At 58.0% G+C, this 15,927-nt stretch carries 21 protein-coding genes; 12 read left to right on the top strand and 9 right to left on the bottom strand.

Annotated elements, in window-relative coordinates:
- The first annotated feature begins 2 nt into the window (after positions 1–2).
- A complete protein-coding gene (locus RHN82_RS13620) occupies positions 3–563 on the top strand; it encodes a YqgE/AlgH family protein (protein WP_006811924.1) in 561 nt (186 codons plus the stop codon).
- Entirely contained in the window at positions 563–979 is a 417-nt protein-coding gene (gene ruvX, locus RHN82_RS13615) for a Holliday junction resolvase RuvX (protein WP_006811925.1), read from the top strand. The genes RHN82_RS13620 and ruvX overlap by 1 nt, the downstream gene beginning before the upstream one ends.
- 10 nt (positions 980–989) lie before the next feature.
- On the opposite strand, the gene RHN82_RS13610 is transcribed toward ruvX, so the two are convergent.
- A complete protein-coding gene (locus RHN82_RS13610) occupies positions 990–1,970 on the bottom strand; it encodes a type IV pilus twitching motility protein PilT (RefSeq protein ID WP_032619064.1) in 981 nt (326 codons plus the stop codon).
- A gap of 17 nt (positions 1,971–1,987) precedes the next feature.
- Between RHN82_RS13610 and RHN82_RS13605 the strand changes: the two genes are divergently transcribed.
- From RHN82_RS13605 to RHN82_RS13580, 6 genes are read left to right on the top strand one after another with little or no spacing between them, the layout of a single operon-like run.
- Positions 1,988–2,689, top strand: coding sequence for a YggS family pyridoxal phosphate-dependent enzyme (locus tag RHN82_RS13605; protein WP_047050755.1), 702 nt, complete (start codon positions 1,988–1,990; stop codon positions 2,687–2,689).
- A gap of 21 nt (positions 2,690–2,710) precedes the next feature.
- Positions 2,711–3,277, top strand: a complete 567-nt coding sequence (locus RHN82_RS13600) for a YggT family protein (protein WP_047050754.1) — start codon at positions 2,711–2,713, stop codon at positions 3,275–3,277.
- The gene (gene yggU, locus RHN82_RS13595; protein ID WP_023304404.1) at positions 3,274–3,570 is read left to right on the top strand and encodes a DUF167 family protein YggU; all 297 of its coding nucleotides are present in this window, start codon (positions 3,274–3,276) and stop codon (positions 3,568–3,570) included. The genes RHN82_RS13600 and yggU overlap by 4 nt, the downstream gene beginning before the upstream one ends.
- A 3-nt stretch (positions 3,571–3,573) precedes the next feature.
- A complete protein-coding gene (locus tag RHN82_RS13590) occupies positions 3,574–4,167 on the top strand; it encodes an XTP/dITP diphosphatase (RefSeq protein ID WP_015571839.1) in 594 nt (197 codons plus the stop codon).
- Positions 4,160–5,308: a radical SAM family heme chaperone HemW gene (gene hemW, locus RHN82_RS13585; protein ID WP_047050752.1), complete on the top strand. Its 1,149-nt coding sequence runs from the start codon at positions 4,160–4,162 to the stop codon at positions 5,306–5,308. Before RHN82_RS13590 ends, hemW begins: the two co-directional genes overlap by 8 nt.
- A gap of 56 nt (positions 5,309–5,364) precedes the next feature.
- Complete coding sequence (locus tag RHN82_RS13580; protein WP_047050751.1) at positions 5,365–5,703, top strand: endonuclease domain-containing protein; 339 nt, start codon at positions 5,365–5,367, stop codon at positions 5,701–5,703.
- A gap of 80 nt (positions 5,704–5,783) precedes the next feature.
- On the opposite strand, the gene RHN82_RS13575 is transcribed toward RHN82_RS13580, so the two are convergent.
- The 3 genes from RHN82_RS13575 to trmB are packed head-to-tail and all read right to left on the bottom strand — an operon-like array spanning position 5,784 to position 7,603.
- Positions 5,784–6,500 (bottom strand): DUF2884 domain-containing protein, encoded by a 717-nt coding sequence (locus tag RHN82_RS13575; RefSeq protein WP_003862419.1) that lies wholly within the window; start codon positions 6,498–6,500, stop codon positions 5,784–5,786.
- Between the two features lie 57 nt (positions 6,501–6,557).
- Complete coding sequence (locus RHN82_RS13570; protein WP_003862421.1) at positions 6,558–6,884, bottom strand: YggL family protein; 327 nt, start codon at positions 6,882–6,884, stop codon at positions 6,558–6,560.
- Entirely contained in the window at positions 6,884–7,603 is a 720-nt protein-coding gene (gene trmB, locus RHN82_RS13565) for a tRNA (guanosine(46)-N7)-methyltransferase TrmB (protein WP_047050750.1), read from the bottom strand. Before trmB ends, RHN82_RS13570 begins: the two co-directional genes overlap by 1 nt.
- Positions 7,604–7,747: 144 nt before the next feature.
- On the opposite strand from trmB, the gene mutY reads away from it, so the two are divergent.
- From mutY to RHN82_RS13545, 4 genes are all read left to right on the top strand, one after another.
- Positions 7,748–8,800: an A/G-specific adenine glycosylase gene (gene mutY / locus RHN82_RS13560; RefSeq protein WP_169803300.1), complete on the top strand. Its 1,053-nt coding sequence runs from the start codon at positions 7,748–7,750 to the stop codon at positions 8,798–8,800.
- A 26-nt stretch (positions 8,801–8,826) separates the two neighbouring features.
- The gene (locus RHN82_RS13555) at positions 8,827–9,099 is read left to right on the top strand and encodes an oxidative damage protection protein (RefSeq protein WP_003862425.1); all 273 of its coding nucleotides are present in this window, start codon (positions 8,827–8,829) and stop codon (positions 9,097–9,099) included.
- A gap of 124 nt (positions 9,100–9,223) precedes the next feature.
- Positions 9,224–10,300 (top strand): membrane-bound lytic murein transglycosylase MltC, encoded by a 1,077-nt coding sequence (gene mltC / locus RHN82_RS13550; RefSeq protein ID WP_003862427.1) that lies wholly within the window; start codon positions 9,224–9,226, stop codon positions 10,298–10,300.
- 269 nt (positions 10,301–10,569) lie between these two features.
- Entirely contained in the window at positions 10,570–11,826 is a 1,257-nt protein-coding gene (locus tag RHN82_RS13545; protein ID WP_015571846.1) for a nucleoside permease, read from the top strand.
- Positions 11,827–11,905: 79 nt separating this feature from the next.
- Here the strand turns inward: RHN82_RS13545 and citG are convergent, their stop codons facing one another.
- The 5 genes from citG to citD are packed head-to-tail and all read right to left on the bottom strand — an operon-like array spanning position 11,906 to position 15,922.
- On the bottom strand, positions 11,906–12,709 hold the full coding sequence (gene citG / locus RHN82_RS13540; protein ID WP_047050748.1) for a triphosphoribosyl-dephospho-CoA synthase CitG: 804 nt from the start codon (positions 12,707–12,709) through the stop codon (positions 11,906–11,908).
- Positions 12,687–13,226 carry a citrate lyase holo-[acyl-carrier protein] synthase gene (gene citX, locus RHN82_RS13535; protein ID WP_047050747.1) on the bottom strand — a complete coding sequence of 180 codons (540 nt, stop codon included), beginning with the start codon at positions 13,224–13,226 and terminating at the stop codon, positions 12,687–12,689. Before citX ends, citG begins: the two co-directional genes overlap by 23 nt.
- On the bottom strand, positions 13,223–14,746 hold the full coding sequence (gene citF / locus RHN82_RS13530) for a citrate lyase subunit alpha (protein ID WP_047050746.1): 1,524 nt from the start codon (positions 14,744–14,746) through the stop codon (positions 13,223–13,225). Before citF ends, citX begins: the two co-directional genes overlap by 4 nt.
- 10 nt (positions 14,747–14,756) lie before the next feature.
- Entirely contained in the window at positions 14,757–15,632 is an 876-nt protein-coding gene (gene citE, locus RHN82_RS13525) for a citrate (pro-3S)-lyase subunit beta (RefSeq protein WP_047050745.1), read from the bottom strand.
- Positions 15,629–15,922, bottom strand: coding sequence for a citrate lyase acyl carrier protein (citD, locus tag RHN82_RS13520; protein ID WP_017382935.1), 294 nt, complete (start codon positions 15,920–15,922; stop codon positions 15,629–15,631). Before citD ends, citE begins: the two co-directional genes overlap by 4 nt.
- Positions 15,923–15,927 lie beyond the last annotated feature (5 nt).

Below are 15,927 nucleotides of genomic sequence, written 5' to 3'. Positions count from 1 at the left end.
CAATGAATTTACAGCATCACTTTCTTATTGCCATGCCTGCTCTCCAGGATCCGATTTTCCGCCGCTCCGTGGTCTATATCTGCGAATACAACGAAGACGGCGCGATGGGGATTATCATCAATAAGCCGCTGGAAAACCTCCAGGTGGAAGGCATTCTGGACAAGCTGAAAATCCCTGCTGAAGCGCGGCTGCCGGAAATCCGTCTCGATAAACCGGTGATGCTCGGCGGCCCGCTTGCAGAAGATCGTGGCTTTATCCTGCATACCCCGCCGGTTTTCTCGTCCAGCATTCGTATCTCCGATAACACCGTCGTCACCACCTCTCGCGACGTGCTTGAAACGTTGGGCACTGCCAGTCAGCCTTCTGAGGTGCTGGTTGCGCTCGGCTACGCCTCCTGGGAAAAAGGGCAGCTGGAACAAGAAATTCTGGACAACGCCTGGCTGACAGCCCCTGCGGATATGAATATCCTGTTTAAAACCCCTATCGCCGATCGCTGGCGTGACGCGGCAAAACTGATTGGCATTGATATTCTGACCATGCCTGGCGTTGCGGGGCACGCGTAATGAGCGGCACCCTTCTCGCCTTCGACTTCGGCACCAAAAGCATCGGCGTCGCTGTGGGTCAACGGATCACCGGCACCGCCCGCCCGCTCACGGCGCTGAAAGCTAACGACGGCACGCCGGACTGGAACCTTATTGAGCGCTTGCTCAAAGAGTGGCAGCCGGACGACGTGATTGTCGGCCTGCCGCTAAACATGGACGGCACCGAGCAACCGCTTACCGCCCGCGCGCGCAAGTTCGCGAACAAAATCCATGGCCGCTTTGGCGTCTCCGTTAAGCTGCACGATGAACGTTTAAGCACCGTCGAGGCACGCGCTGGCCTGTTCGAGCACGGTGGCTTCCGGGCGCTGAACAAAGGCAGCGTGGATTCCGCTTCAGCCGTCATTATCCTCGAAAGCTATTTCGAACAGGGTTACTGAGCGCCGGGGCCTACAGCCGCCCCTGCGCCCGTCGCTCCGCCAGACTCTGCTCAAAGTTCTGCATTCCCGCCTGCTGCCCCGTTTGAATAATGCCCGGCAGTTGCCAGGTTTTGCCTTCGCGGATCAGGTTGGCCGCCGCCGACGTATTCACCAGCAGCTCATACAGCGCCACGCGCCCGCCCTGGACATCCTGACGCAGCTTCTGCGCCAGGACCGCACGCAGGCTTCCCGCCAGCTGATTACGCACCGGATCTTTCTCCTGCGCCGGAAAGGTATCGACCAGGCGCTCAATCGCCTGCGCCGCGCCGCGCGTATGCAGCGTGGCTAACACCAGATGGCCGGTTTCCGCCGCCGTCAGCGCCAGGCGTATCGTCTCGCTGTCGCGCAGCTCACCAAGCAGAATCACATCCGGATCTTCACGCAGCGCGCTGCGTAGCGCCTCGGCAAAGGACGGGCTGTGCTGGCCTATCTCCCGCTGCTGGATCAGGCAACGTTCGCTCTGGTACATAAACTCCACCGGATCTTCCAGGGTCAGAATATGCCCGTCTGTCTGATGATTGAGGAAATCGACCATCGCGGCCAGGGTGGTCGATTTTCCGCTGCCGGTGGCGCCGGTGACCAGAATCAGGCCATTGTCATTAGACAGCAGTTCCGGGATCGCTCGCGGCACACCTAACGCAGAGAGCTGCGGGCACGTCAGCGGCAACAGCCGCAGCGCAATCGAAACGCCGTGCATATGCTTAAACGCACTGCCGCGCAGCCGCTGACGGCCTGCGAGGGTAACGGCAAAATCCACCTGCCCGTTTGCCCACCATGCGCCCTGCTGTTCATCGTTGAGCCACGCTTTTAATAATGCCTCCACATCCGGGGGCGGAAACGGCGCAGGTTCAAGACGGCCTGACCTGCGCCAGCGCGGTGGCGAATCACTGCACAGGTGTAGATCGGAGACGTTATGCTTTACACTAAGGGCCACAATTTCTTCCACATCCATAGACTACTCCTCGGAAAATGAACGACATTGCGCATAACCTGGCACAGGTCCGGGACAAAATCTCAGCCGCGGCAACGCGTTGCGGCCGTGCTCCAGAAGAAATTACGTTGCTTGCAGTCAGCAAAACTAAGCCTGCGAGCGCCATCGCAGAAGCGATAGCCGCCGGTCATCGTGCCTTTGGCGAAAACTATGTGCAGGAAGGCGTGGATAAAATTCGCGCTTTCCGTGAACGGGGAAATACAGACCTGCAATGGCACTTTATCGGTCCGCTACAGTCGAACAAAAGCCGTCTGGTAGCAGAGCACTTTGACTGGTGCCACACCATCGATCGTCTGCGCATCGCTACCCGTCTGAGCGACCAGCGTCCTATGGAGATGCCAGCGCTTAACGTGCTGATTCAAATCAACATCAGTGATGAAAACAGCAAGTCCGGCATTACGCTGGGCGAACTGGATGCGCTGGCGGCGGACGTGGCGGCGCTGCCGCGTTTAACCCTGCGCGGGCTGATGGCTATCCCGGCGCCAGAGTCAAGTTATGAAAGGCAGTTTGCCGTGGCACAGCAAATGGCTGTAGCATTTGAGGCGCTTAAAGCGCGCTATGACACGGTAGACACGCTTTCTCTGGGCATGTCGGATGATATGGAAGCCGCCATCGCGGCAGGCAGCACCATGGTGCGCATCGGTACGGCAATTTTCGGTGCGCGCGATTACCCCCAATAATAAGGAAACCTGAGGAACGCCATGAAGACGTTGACTTTCCTGCTTTCAACGGTCATTGAACTGTATACGATGGCGCTGCTGTTGCGCGTCTGGATGCAGTGGGCCCGTTGTGATTTTTACAATCCATTCTCACAATTTATCGTGAAAATCACGCAGCCCGTTGTGGGGCCGCTTCGCCGCGTCATTCCGGCAATGGGGCCAATTGACAGTTCATCTATGCTGATGGCGTTTATTCTGAGCGTTATCAAAGCGATCGTGCTGTTTATGGTCATCACTTTCCAGCCGATTATCTGGATTTCAGCCGTTCTGATCCTGGTTAAAACCGTCGGTTCGCTGATCTTCTGGGTCCTGCTGGTGATGGCGATTATGAGCTGGGTAAGCCGGGGCCGTAGCCCGGTGGAGTACGCGTTGATTCAGCTGACCGAACCGTTGCTGCGTCCGATTCGCAGCCTGCTGCCTGCAATGGGCGGAATCGACTTCTCCCCGATGCTTCTCGTTCTGCTGCTGTACGTGCTGAATATGGGTATCGCGGAATTGTTACAGGCGACGGGTAATATGCTGCTGCCGGGGCTGTGGATGGCGTTATGAGTGCAGTTAGCCCCTGCGCCGACGGGCTGGTTTTACGGCTGTACATTCAGCCGAAAGCCAGCCGCGACAGTATTGTTGGGCTGCATGGCGACGAGCTAAAAGTCGCCATCACTGCCCCGCCGGTTGACGGCCAGGCGAATGCGCATCTGACCAAATATCTGGCTAAACAGTTTCGCGTCGCTAAAAGCCAGGTCATCATTGAGAAAGGTGAACTTGGCCGGCATAAACAGGTAAAAATCCTTAACCCGCAATCTATCCCGACGGAAGTCGCGGCTCTGAAAGAACAGGACTAAACCATGCAGAAAGTTGTTCTCGCCACCGGTAACGCCGGTAAAGTGCGCGAGCTGGCCTCGCTATTAAATGATTTTGGGCTGGACGTGGTGGCTCAGACCGAGCTGGGCGTGGACTCCGCCGAAGAGACCGGCCTGACGTTTATCGAAAACGCCATTCTGAAAGCGCGCCATGCGGCGCAGATCACCGGACTGCCCGCGATAGCCGATGACTCCGGTCTGGCCGTGGATTTTCTGGGCGGTGCGCCGGGGATTTACTCCGCCCGCTATTCCGGGGTGGACGCCACCGACCAGCAGAATCTGGAAAAGCTGCTTGTGGCCCTGAAAGACGTCCCTGACGAACAGCGTACCGCGCAGTTCCACTGCGTGCTGGTCTACATGCGTCACGCGGAAGATCCCACGCCGATTGTCTGTCACGGCAGCTGGCCGGGCGTGATCACCCGTGAAGCGGCGGGTAACGGCGGCTTTGGTTACGACCCGATTTTCTTTGTCCCGACCGAGGGCAAAACCGCTGCGGAACTCACCCGCGAAGAGAAAAGCGCGATCTCCCATCGTGGACGCGCCCTGAAACTGTTACTGGAAGCACTGCGTAATGGCTGATTTGCCGCCTCTGAGTCTTTATATTCACATCCCATGGTGCGTGCAGAAATGTCCGTACTGCGATTTCAACTCGCACGCGCTGAAGGGCGAAGTGCCGCACGATGATTACGTCGCGCATCTGCTGGCCGATCTGGATGCTGATGTACCGTACGCACAGGGACGTGAAGTGAAGACCATTTTTATTGGTGGCGGTACACCGAGCCTGCTGTCAGGCCCGGCGATGCAGACGCTGCTGGACGGCGTGCGTGCGCGCCTGAACCTGGCAGCGGACGCTGAAATTACGATGGAAGCCAACCCCGGCACCGTTGAGGCCGATCGTTTCGTCGAGTATCAGCGTGCGGGCGTGAACCGTATCTCTATCGGCGTGCAGAGCTTTAGCGAGCCAAAGCTGAAGCGTCTGGGGCGCATTCACGGTCCGGAAGAGGCAAAGCGCGCGGCAAACCTGGCAACGGGGCTTGGGCTGCGCAGTTTTAACCTCGACCTGATGCACGGCCTGCCGGATCAGTCGCTCGAAGAAGCGCTTGACGATTTGCGTCAGGCGATTGAACTGAACCCGCCGCATCTGTCGTGGTATCAGCTGACCATTGAGCCGAACACCCTGTTTGGCTCGCGCCCGCCGGTGCTGCCGGACGACGACGCGCTGTGGGATATCTTCGAGCAGGGCCACCAGCTTTTGACCGCAGCGGGGTATCAGCAATATGAAACGTCGGCGTATGCGAAGCCGGGCTATCAGTGTCAGCACAATCTGAACTACTGGCGTTTTGGTGATTATCTGGGAATTGGCTGCGGCGCACATGGCAAAGTGACCTTCCCGGACGGACGCATTCTGCGTACCGCTAAAACCCGCCATCCGCGCGGGTATATGGAAGGCCGCTATCTGGAGCGTCAGCACGACGTCGAGGCGGCGGATAAGCCGTTTGAGTTCTTTATGAACCGCTTCCGTCTGCTGGAAGCCGCCCCACGCGCGGAGTTTGCACTCTACACCGGGTTGTCAGAGTCGGTGATTCGTCCGCAGATTGACGAGGCGCTGGCGCAGGGGTATCTGACCGAGTGTGATGAGTCCTGGCAGATCACCGAGCACGGCAAGCTGTTCTTAAACTCCCTTCTTGAGCTGTTCCTCGCTGAAAATCCTGAAGGCTGATTCAGGATTTTGCATCCCGTTCTGCTGGCTGAGGGAAAGGCTGGCAGAGTGTGGGGATGGAAAAATCAAAACAACTCCGCAAACAAATGACGCCCGAAGAATTACGCCTCTGGTATTTGCTCAGAGGTCGTCGTTTCTTCGGGTATAAGTTTCGCCGTCAGATGCCGGTTGGGCCGTATATCGTGGATTTTGCCTGCTTTAAGGCGAAGCTGATTATTGAGCTGGACGGTGGGCAGCATCAGAACAAAGAGAAGTATGATTCTCACCGTACCGAGTTTTTGAATGCCAACGGCTGGGAAGTCGTACGGTTCTGGAATAATGAATTCAGGACTAATGAGGAGCAGGTGCTGATGGCTATTTTGCAACGATTGCAATGCCTGATGCCCTCACCCTAACCCTCTCCCACAGGGAGAGGGAACTGGTTACTCCCTCTCCCTGTGGGAGAGGGCCGGGGTGAGGGGTGCGCGCAGAGGCGTTACTTCAACGTCCCCACCAGCGCCTTCCGGCTGTCTTCCAGAGACACCACGCGTTTACACACGTCTTTGCCGAACTGCTGGAAATCGGCTTCCTGATTCTTCCACTCGTTCTGAATCGAGGTTTGCAGTCCGCCCAGGCTACCCAGTACACCCTGCAACGGATTACCGCCACCCTTCAGCACCGCTTTGGCGCCCATCTCGTTGATGCTGTCCTGGAGAATGCCGCCCATCGCCTGGTTCACCAGCTGCTGGCCGTCGGCACGCACCTGATCGATCGCCTTATAGTGGAACGTCAGGCCATCAGAGCGCGTCTCGATAATACGGTTCATCTGCTCTTTCAGCTGTTTATCCAGCTTCGTCAGGCGGGTGCGCATATTGCTGCTCTCCCCCACCTCTTTGGTGATGATTTTATCCAGCGCCACGCGGCTCTTTTCAACGCGGGTCAGCGCGCCATCGTTGATCCAGGGCAGCGCGGTACGCAACTCGGCCTGGTAGTCCATCGCCTGCTCGCGCTGGGCGGCCGTCAGGTTTTGCGGTTTGCCGTTAAAGGTCACGTTGCCATCCGGCGTAATCACCAGATTGCCATTCTCGCCCTTAACCTGCACGGTTTGCGGACTCAGCACCACGTCATCACGCGGGGTGACGCTACATTTATACTCCGCATGGGCGGTGGATCCGATTGCCAGTAAAGCAACAGCCAGCAACGTTTTGCGCATCTTAAACACTCCCTCAGACAAAATGGGCCAGCTAATGCTGGCCCCGTTCTTGCTTTATTAGTCCCACCAAACGTCGAAAAGTTCGCTAACGCGGACATCTTCCAGTTTGTGGTCTTCAAGCCATTTGCGTACCAGCGCCTGATGCTCTTCGGTGCATTTCCCCACTTCCTGGGTGCAAATCAGACCTTCCCACGCCAGATAGCCGCTACCGTCGAAGGCCAGCTTGTTTGGCTCGATCACCTCGTTGATGAACGCATCAACGTCCTGATCGATCTGCTCAACGCTGGTGCCTTCCGGGAAACGCCAGGCAACGGAGAACCCCACTTCCTGGAATTCTTCGATGTGCATCTTTTTACGCAGACGACGGCTACGATTCTTTGCCATTATTTCACCCTCTCGAACATTAAGTCCCATACGCCGTGACCAAGACGATGGCCACGCTGTTCAAATTTTGTCACCGGACGTGAATCCGGACGCGGTACGTAGTCGTTGCTTTCAGACTGATTTTTATACCCGTCCAGGGACGACATCACTTCCAGCATATGTTCCGCATAAGGTTCCCAGTCGGTCGCCATGTGGAAGACGCCGCCCAGCTTAAGCTTGCTTTTCACCAGCTCGGCAAACGGTGCCTGAACGATACGGCGTTTATTATGACGCGCTTTGTGCCATGGGTCAGGGAAAAAGAGCTGAACCATGTTCAAAGAATTGTCAGGAATCATTTTGTGCAGCACTTCCACCGCGTCGTGACACATGACGCGCAGGTTCTCAACGCCCTCTTCGTGGGCCGTTGCCAGACACGCGCCGACGCCCGGCGAGTGTACTTCGATACCGAGGAAGTTCTGCTCCGGGCGCGCTTTCGCCATGGTCACCAGCGAGGTGCCCATGCCAAAACCAATCTCCAGCGTCACTGGCGTGTCTCGGCCAAACAGGTCGGTGAAGTCGAGCGGCTGCTCGCTGAACTCAACGCCCATCACCGGCCAGTAGTTGTCCAGCGCGTGTTGCTGCCCTTTTGTCAGGCGCCCCTGACGGCGGACAAAGCTGCGAATACGGCGCAGCGGGCGACCGTTTTCATCAAATTCCGGTGAAATGACGTCGTTTTTCATAAAAGAGTTGTCTGCTTGTGAGAATGTTCGGGAAACGGGCATTATCCAAAGTTAAGGCTTCTATGCAAGCATGGGAAAGATCCGGTTTACAGCAGATTGACGCTGTGCTGCAATCTGCGTCCCTGATTAAGCGAATCGATGACCATGCAAGCCTCTCAATTTTCAGCCCAGGTGCTGGACTGGTACGACAAATACGGGCGTAAAACCCTGCCCTGGCAAATTGAAAAAACGCCTTACAAAGTATGGCTCTCCGAGGTGATGTTGCAACAAACGCAGGTCGCGACGGTCATTCCTTACTTCGAGCGTTTTATGGCGCGCTTCCCGACAATCACCGATCTGGCCAACGCGCCGCTGGACGAGGTACTGCACCTGTGGACAGGCCTCGGCTATTACGCCCGCGCGCGCAACCTGCACAAAGCCGCACAGCAGGTCGCCACCCGCCACAACGGTAAATTCCCGGAGACCTTTGACGAGGTGGCGGATTTGCCCGGCGTCGGGCGTTCAACCGCAGGCGCAATCCTCTCCCTCTCTTTAGGCAAACATTTCCCTATTCTCGACGGCAACGTCAAGCGCGTGCTCGCACGCTGCTACGCCGTAGATGGCTGGCCGGGCAAGAAAGAGGTTGAGAAACGCCTGTGGGAGATCAGTGAAGCGGTCACTCCGGCGAAAGGGGTGGAGCGTTTTAACCAGGCGATGATGGATCTGGGCGCGATGGTCTGCACCCGTTCAAAACCGAAGTGCGAACTCTGCCCGGTAAACAACCTCTGCGTGGCCTATGCGAACCACACCTGGGCGCAGTATCCGGGGAAAAAACCGAAGCAGACGCTGCCTGAACGCACCGGGTACATGCTGCTGATGCAGCATGGCGACGAGGTGTTTCTCGCTCAGCGCCCGCCGAGTGGCCTCTGGGGTGGTCTATACTGCTTCCCACAGTTTGAGGATGAAGCCTCGCTTCGGGCATGGCTTGAACAGCGCGGCATTGCGGCCGATACCCTGACGCAACTCAACGCGTTCCGTCATACCTTCAGCCATTTCCATCTGGATATTGTGCCGATGTGGCTTCCCGTGTCCTCATTCACGTCGTGCATGGATGAAGGCACCGCTCTCTGGTATAACTTAGCGCAACCGCCATCAGTCGGGCTGGCGGCTCCCGTGGAGCGCCTGTTACAGCAATTACGTGTCGGTGCAATGGTTTAGCATCGGCAAGACAAAGAGGAATGAGTATGGCCAGAACCATTTTTTGTACTTTCCTACAGCGCGACGCTGAAGGCCAGGATTTCCAGCTCTACCCGGGCGATCTGGGTAAGCGCATCTATAACGAGATCTCCAAAGAAGCCTGGGGACAGTGGCAGAAGAAGCAGACCATGCTGATCAACGAGAAAAAGCTCAGCATGATGAACCCGGAACACCGCAAACTGCTGGAGCAGGAGATGGTGAACTTCCTGTTCGAAGGTAAAGACGTCCACATCGAAGGCTATACGCCACCGGAAAAATAATAACGCGCAGCTGCTGCCTGGCGGCGCTGCGCTTGCACGGGCCTACGGTTTTGTAGGCCGGGTAAGCGCAGCGCCACCCGGCAACAGCAACCCCAAAGCAAACACAACACGCACTCCCGGAATGATGAAAAAACTTTTAGCGCTAGCCCTTGTTGCGCCGTTGCTTGTGTCTTGTTCTTCCAAAAAAGGCGATGAATACAACGAAGCCTGGGTCAAGGACACCAACGGTTTTGACATTTTGATGGGGCAGTTTGCCCACAACATCGAGAACATATGGGGATTTAACGAAGTTCTTATTGCCGGACCGAAGGACTACGTTAAGTACACCGACGCCTATCAGACCCGTAGCCACATCAACTTCGATGACGGTACGATTACGGTTGAAACCATCGCGGGGACTGAACCTGCGGCGCATTTACGTCAGGCCATCATCAAAACCCTGCTGATGGGTGACGATCCGGGGTCTATCGACCTCTACTCTGATGCCGATGACATCACCATCTCCAAAGAGCCATTCCTGTATGGCCAGGTCGTTGACCAGACCGGTCAGCCGATCCGCTGGGAAGGCCGCGCCACGAAATTTGCCGACTACCTGCTGCAAACGCGCCTGAAAAGCCGCACCAACGGCCTGAAAGTGATCTACAGCGTCACGATCAACCTGGTGCCGAACCACCTCGACAAGCGTGCGCATAAGTATCTGGGCATGGTGCGTCAGGCGTCGCGTAAGTATGGCGTGGATGAGTCGCTGATTCTGGCGATTATGCAGACCGAGTCCTCGTTCAACCCCTACGCGGTAAGCCGTTCCGACGCGCTGGGGCTGATGCAGGTTGTACAGCACAGCGCCGGTAAAGACGTGTTCCGCGCGCAGGGGAAATCCGGCACGCCGAGCCGCAGCTACCTCTTCGATCCGCAAAGCAACATTGATACCGGTACGGCCTATCTGGCGATGCTGAACAATGTCTATCTCGGCGGGATCGATAACCCAACCTCACGTCGCTATGCAGTCATTACCGCCTACAACGGCGGGGCGGGCAGCGTGCTGCGCGTCTTCTCAAATGACAAGGTGCAGGCCGCGAACATCATCAACAGCATGGCGCCGGGGGATGTGTACGCTACCCTCACCACCCGCCACCCGTCTGCGGAATCCCGCCGCTATCTGTATAAGGTGAATACGGCGCAGAAGAACTACCGTCGCCGGTGATCGGCACACCTTCTCCTGCAAGGAGAAGGTGTTCTGCTTCCCCTCTCCCCGTGGGAGAGGGTTAGGGTGAGGGCATCAGACCGCACCCATCTCCCCACCCATACGAAAATGCTATTTGCATCACAATCCAGACTGCAAATTAATGTGGATTGCATTTTTTTGCGGGAGGTAACAAAACATAACGTTGCCAACTGATAGAATTGCATCAAATAACAACCCTGAATGTTCCTATAACAACATATCTCCCGCTCACTTGTGAGGAAAGTAACATGAACCTTAAGCTGCAGCTTAAAATCTTGTCGTTTCTGCAGTTCTGCCTGTGGGGTAGCTGGCTGACTACACTCGGCTCCTATATGTTTGTGACGCTCAAGTTCGATGGTGCGTCGATCGGTGCCGTCTACAGCTCGCTGGGTATTGCGGCTGTTTTCATGCCAACGCTGCTCGGTATCGTGGCGGATAAATGGTTAAGCGCGAAATGGCTGTACATGCTTTGCCATCTGGTGGGTGCGGGGACGCTGTTTATGGCGGCCGAAGTGACCACGCCGGGGGCGATGTTCATGGTGATCCTGCTTAACTCGCTGGCGTACATGCCAACGCTTGGCCTGATCAACACCATCTCCTACTACCGCCTGAAATCTGCCGGTCTGGATATCGTCACCGACTTCCCGCCTATCCGTATCTGGGGCACCATCGGCTTTATCATGGCGATGTGGGGTGTGAGCTTCGCGGGCTTCGAGCTGAGCCACATGCAGCTGTATATTGGTGCCGCGCTCTCCGTGCTGCTGGCGCTGTTCACCCTGACGCTGCCCACCATTCCGGTTTCTAACCAGCAGAAAAACCAGAGCTGGAGCACCATGCTTGGCCTGGACGCCTTCGCGCTGTTCAAAAACAAGCGCATGGCGATCTTCTTTATCTTCTCCATGCTGCTGGGCGCGGAACTGCAAATCACCAACATGTTCGGTAATACTTTCCTGCACAGCTTCGATAACGATCCGCTGTTTGCCGGGAGCTTTATCGTCGAACACGCGTCGGTGATGATGTCCATCTCGCAGATCTCCGAGACGCTGTTCATCCTGACCATCCCGTTCTTCCTGAGCCGCTACGGTATCAAGAACGTCATGCTGATCAGTATCGCCGCCTGGATGTTGCGCTTCGGTCTGTTCGCCTACGGCGACCCGAGCGCGTTCGGCACCGTGCTGCTGGTTCTGTCGATGATTGTTTACGGCTGTGCATTCGACTTCTTCAACATCTCCGGCTCGGTGTTTGTGGAAAAAGAGGTGAAGCCTGAAATCCGCGCCAGTGCGCAGGGCATGTTCCTGATGATGACCAACGGCTTCGGCTGTATTCTGGGCGGCGTGGTGAGCGGTAAAGTGGTTGAGATGTATACCACCAACGGCATCACCAACTGGCAGCCAGTATGGCTGATCTTCGCCGGGTACTCGCTGGTGCTGTTCTTCGCGTTCATCGCGCTGTTCAAGTACAAGCACGTGCGCGAACCGCACGGTGCGCAGCCGATTGCGCATTGATTGTTGTGCCCGGTGGCGCTGCGCTTACCGGGCCTGGAAAACCAGATCGTAGGCCGGGTAAGGCGTAGCCGCCACCCGGCTATTTTATAGCAGACAGCACCCACCCCACCGACAGCAAATCCGCGCTGCCGCCCGGGCTCAGGTTGCGTTCAATCAATGCCTTATCCATCTTCAGCAACGCCTCGCAGTCCCAGCCGTTAGCCAGCAGTTCCCGCGCGTAGCCCTGAACGTAGCGCAGCCCCTCAATGCCGCCGCGCGAGACGAGATTGCTGTCCTGATTTACCGCCATCAGGCGCAACAGCAGGCCGTGAAGCGACTGACCGTTCCACGCATCCAAAGCCTTACGCACCGTGGCAAAGCCGCTTTCTGCCTCGCCACGCGCGCCGGTTAAACCGTACAGCTGAAACTGCCGCTCCCCCGCCGTTGCCTGCCCGCTGCGCCTGGCCAGCTCCCGCGCCACCACCCCACGACAGATGTTACTTACCTCACAACAGAGGCTATCCGCAGAGATATTTTTCACACGCCCGGCGGCGAAGCAGAGCAAACCGAGGGCAAAAACCCCGCCCTTGTGGGTATTTACCCCACCCGTGGCGGCGTACATTGCCTGCTCGCAGGCCATTCCCATTGGGCGGAGAATCCGCAACTGCCGATCGGCAGGTTTGGCCGCATGTGCTTCACCCAGTTCCGCAAACCGGGCAAACCACGGCGTAATCGCCATAATGCTGCGGACAAACAAGGCATGGTCCATATCGCGATGGGAGCCGTTATTGAGCCTGTCCACCAGCCCCGGTTTTGGCGTCAGCTCCAGCTCCTGCCACAGCGCCTCTGCGGCAAGCGCAGGCACGTCAACCGGGCGCGGTTCAGTCGCGAGCAAACCAGTCATCGATCATCTTCTCCACGCGGGAAACCACCTGCTCAACGAGATGGTGCCGCGAACGGGAACAGGCGTGGGCGGGTTCGTCGCAGATCAGACAGCGTCTGAGATTCGCCCCCAGCGACTGACGCCCGACGTGGCCGTGCTGAGGGCAGATCACATCCAGATCCCACAGCCTGCCGAGCGGGTGCGTCTGCTCCAGATCCGCACAGTGCGCTTTGATTTCCGCCGCCGGATGCGCGACGCACCACAAGGCTTCAGGTCCGGTGGGTAGCCACAGCACCTGGCGGTCCAGCACCTGCCAGCGGTTTTCCCACAGCAGCTGGTCGCACATTTGCAGCGCCACGCCCATGGTGTTGCGATAGCGCAAGCTGTCTTTGATCTCCCCGGGCGTAACCAGCGTGAGGGAGATCACCGGTTGTTGATAGTGCGCAAGCATGTCAGCCTGGCGCGCTGCGCGGCGATCTTTCGCCGCCAGCAGTTCCTCCAGGCTGACACCCGTCCGCACGGGTGTCGCAATCGTCACACTTCCTCCTTTACCTGTCGTACGGTGTCGATCACGCTGCCGTCGCGGTAGCGGATCACCCCGACGATTTTGTCGGTGAACTCAATCGGTTTCGGTACGCCTGTCAACGAAATCGCTCGCTCATAGAGCGCGTTGATATCTACAACCTTCAGCCCTGCTTCCATGAGTCGCTCGCGGATCTCCGGGCGCGCCGGGTTGACCGCAATACCGTGGTCGGTGACCAGCACGTCAATGCTCTCCCCCGGCGTGAGGCGGGTGGTAACGCGCTTCACCACCGTCGGGATGCGGCTTCGCAGCAGCGGCGCGACCACAATGGTCAGGTTGGCTGCCGCCGCCACGTCGCAGTGTCCGCCGGATGCGCCGCGCATCACCCCATCGGAGCCGGTGATGACATTGACGTTAAAGTCGACGTCGATTTCCAGGGCGCTGAGGATCACCACGTCGAGCTGGTCGCAGCTTGCCGCCTTGCTGCCGGGGTTGGCGTAGACGTTGGTGGAGATCTCCACGTGGTTCGGGTTGCGCGCCAGCGAGGCCGCTGCCTGGCCGTCAAAGCACTGGGTGTCGAGCAGCTTTTCGATGAGCCCCTTCTCGTGCAGATCCACCAGGCTGCCGGTAATGCCGCCAAGGGCGAAGCGCGCCTTCACGCCGCTGCGCTCCATCTTCTCTTCCATAAAACGGGTGCAGGCGGTGGCCGCCGCGCCGGAGCCGGTCTGCATCGAGAAGCCTGGTTTGAAATAGCCTGAGTATTCAATCACGTCCGCCGCATAGCGGGCGATCATCAGCTCGCGCGGGTTGCTGGTAACACGCGCCGCGCCGACGCTGATTTTCGCCGGGTCGCCCACGCTCTCCACCTGCACGATGTAGTCCACCTGATCCTGCACCAGGCTGGCGGGCATATTCGGAAACGGCACCAGTTCTTCCGTAAGCAGCACTACCTTGCGGGCAAAGTGCGCGTCCACCATGGCGTAGCCCAGCGAACCGCAGCACGATTTACCATGCGTGCCGTTGGCGTTGCCAAACTCATCGCTGCACGGTACGCCAAGAAACGCCACGTCGATGTTCAGTTCGCCGTCCTGGAGCAGCTTCACGCGCCCGCCGTGGGAGTGAATTTGTACCGGCTCGTCCATCAGCCCGTGGGAGATGGCATCCGCCAGCCTGCCGCGCATGCCGGAGGTGTAAATCCGGGTGATGACGCCACTCTCGATATGTTCGATCAGCGCGTCATTGCAGGTCATCAGCGAGCTGGATGCCAGGGTCAGATTTTTGAAGCCCATCCGCGCCAGTAGCGCCACGACGGTGTTGATCACCCGGTCGCCTTCGCGAAAGGCATGGTGGAAGGAGATGGTCATCCCGTCCTGCAAGCCGCTACGCTTAACCGCCTCTTCAATAGAGGCGCAGAGCTTGCGGCTGTGCTTCGCCTCGCTGTCCGCCAGCCACGGCGTCGCGCTGTGGGCGGTATCAAAGGGTTTCAGATCCCGCAGATGGGGGAAATTTACATGCAGAAGTTCTGTCTGATTCATTATGTCATCCTTACCGACGCACGCCAGAGGCCGCCGCGCGCTCCAGCACCACCTGCGCGTGGTTAATAATCGGTGCATCCACCATTTTGCCGTTGAGCGACACCACGCCCAGGCCGTTACGCTCGCCCTCTTCTGCCGCTTCAATCACCCTTCTGGCGTGATCCACCTCTTCCTGAGTCGGGGCGTAGGCGTTGTGCAGCAGGTCTATCTGGCGCGGGTTAATCAGCGATTTGCCGTTAAAGCCCATCTTGCGGATCAGGTCGACCTCGCGCAGGAACCCGGCTTCGTCGTTAACGTCTGACCACACCACGTCGAAGGCGTCGATACCGGCGGCGCGGGCGGCGTGCAGCACGGCGCAGCGGGCGTAGAACAGCTCGGTGCCGTCGCCGCGCTCGGTCTGCATGTCCATTACGTAGTCAAAGGCGGCCAGCGCGATGCCGCTCAGGCGCGGGGAGCTGCGAGCAATCGCCACGGCGTTGATAACGCCAATGGCCGATTCAATCGCCGCCATCACTCGGGTGGAACCCACTTCGCGCCCGCACTCCTGCTCAATGCGCTCAAGGTGGCCTTCCAGCTCGTAGATATCGTCCGGCGTGTCGGTTTTCGGCAGACGAATCACGTCCACGCCCGCCCGCACGGCGGCTTCCAGATCCAGCAGGCCAAACGGCGTGCTCAGCGGGTTAATGCGCACCACGGTTTCGATATCCTGATACATTGGGTGCTGCAACGCGTGGAACACCAGCATGCGTGCGGTGTCTTTCTCGCGCAGGGCCACGGCGTCCTCAAGGTCAAACATGATGGAGTCGGGGCGGTAGATAAAGGCGGTAGAGAGCATGGCGGCATTGGCGCCTGGCAGGAACAGCATACTGCGGCGGAGTTTGCTCATTTCAGCGCCCCCCAGTTGATGGCCTGTTCATCGGCAGCACGCAGAAGCGCGCTTTGCAGGCGGGCGCGGATCACACAGTCCAGCGCCCCTTTGTCTTCAATAATGATTAATCCCTGGTGCACGTTCATGGCGCGCAATGTGTCGTTGACCACCTGGCGTATCTGCTCGCCAAACTGCTTAATCACTTCACTGTGGATGACAATCTCCAGCTCACCGTGAGCGGGGGCGATTTTCACCATCAGGTCGCTGGACTCCTGCGTTCCGGCCAGCGCCTCCCTTACAATATTCATGATAA

It is taken from the genome of Enterobacter cloacae complex sp. EB5 (assembly GCF_031432835.1).
Taxonomy (GTDB): Bacteria; Pseudomonadota; Gammaproteobacteria; order Enterobacterales; family Enterobacteriaceae; genus Enterobacter; species Enterobacter hormaechei_C.
The sequence above is the reverse complement of the archived record's forward strand: the minus strand, read 5'-3'. Positions and strand labels throughout refer to the sequence as shown.

Excerpts from the sequence above, each read along its gene's own strand:
- RHN82_RS13620 (WP_006811924.1), top strand. The coding sequence starts at position 3 with ATGAATTTACAGCATCACTTTCTTATTGCCATGCCTGCTCTCCAGGAT.
- RHN82_RS13600 (WP_047050754.1), top strand. The coding sequence starts at position 2,711 with ATGAAGACGTTGACTTTCCTGCTTTCAACGGTCATTGAACTGTATACG.
- citE (WP_047050745.1), bottom strand. The coding sequence starts at position 15,632 with ATGAGCAAACTCCGCCGCAGTATGCTGTTCCTGCCAGGCGCCAATGCC.
- citF (WP_047050746.1), bottom strand. The coding sequence starts at position 14,746 with ATGAATCAGACAGAACTTCTGCATGTAAATTTCCCCCATCTGCGGGAT.
- mltC (WP_003862427.1), top strand. The coding sequence starts at position 9,224 with ATGAAAAAACTTTTAGCGCTAGCCCTTGTTGCGCCGTTGCTTGTGTCT.
- ruvX (WP_006811925.1), top strand. The coding sequence starts at position 563 with ATGAGCGGCACCCTTCTCGCCTTCGACTTCGGCACCAAAAGCATCGGC.
- RHN82_RS13580 (WP_047050751.1), top strand. The coding sequence starts at position 5,365 with ATGGAAAAATCAAAACAACTCCGCAAACAAATGACGCCCGAAGAATTA.
- mutY (WP_169803300.1), top strand. The coding sequence starts at position 7,748 with ATGCAAGCCTCTCAATTTTCAGCCCAGGTGCTGGACTGGTACGACAAA.
- RHN82_RS13555 (WP_003862425.1), top strand. The coding sequence starts at position 8,827 with ATGGCCAGAACCATTTTTTGTACTTTCCTACAGCGCGACGCTGAAGGC.
- trmB (WP_047050750.1), bottom strand. The coding sequence starts at position 7,603 with ATGAAAAACGACGTCATTTCACCGGAATTTGATGAAAACGGTCGCCCG.
- RHN82_RS13605 (WP_047050755.1), top strand. The coding sequence starts at position 1,988 with ATGAACGACATTGCGCATAACCTGGCACAGGTCCGGGACAAAATCTCA.
- RHN82_RS13575 (WP_003862419.1), bottom strand. The coding sequence starts at position 6,500 with ATGCGCAAAACGTTGCTGGCTGTTGCTTTACTGGCAATCGGATCCACC.
- RHN82_RS13545 (WP_015571846.1), top strand. The coding sequence starts at position 10,570 with ATGAACCTTAAGCTGCAGCTTAAAATCTTGTCGTTTCTGCAGTTCTGC.
- yggU (WP_023304404.1), top strand. The coding sequence starts at position 3,274 with ATGAGTGCAGTTAGCCCCTGCGCCGACGGGCTGGTTTTACGGCTGTAC.
- citD (WP_017382935.1), bottom strand. The coding sequence starts at position 15,922 with ATGAATATTGTAAGGGAGGCGCTGGCCGGAACGCAGGAGTCCAGCGAC.
- hemW (WP_047050752.1), top strand. The coding sequence starts at position 4,160 with ATGGCTGATTTGCCGCCTCTGAGTCTTTATATTCACATCCCATGGTGC.
- citG (WP_047050748.1), bottom strand. The coding sequence starts at position 12,709 with ATGACTGGTTTGCTCGCGACTGAACCGCGCCCGGTTGACGTGCCTGCG.
- RHN82_RS13590 (WP_015571839.1), top strand. The coding sequence starts at position 3,574 with ATGCAGAAAGTTGTTCTCGCCACCGGTAACGCCGGTAAAGTGCGCGAG.
- RHN82_RS13570 (WP_003862421.1), bottom strand. The coding sequence starts at position 6,884 with ATGGCAAAGAATCGTAGCCGTCGTCTGCGTAAAAAGATGCACATCGAA.
- RHN82_RS13610 (WP_032619064.1), bottom strand. The coding sequence starts at position 1,970 with ATGGATGTGGAAGAAATTGTGGCCCTTAGTGTAAAGCATAACGTCTCC.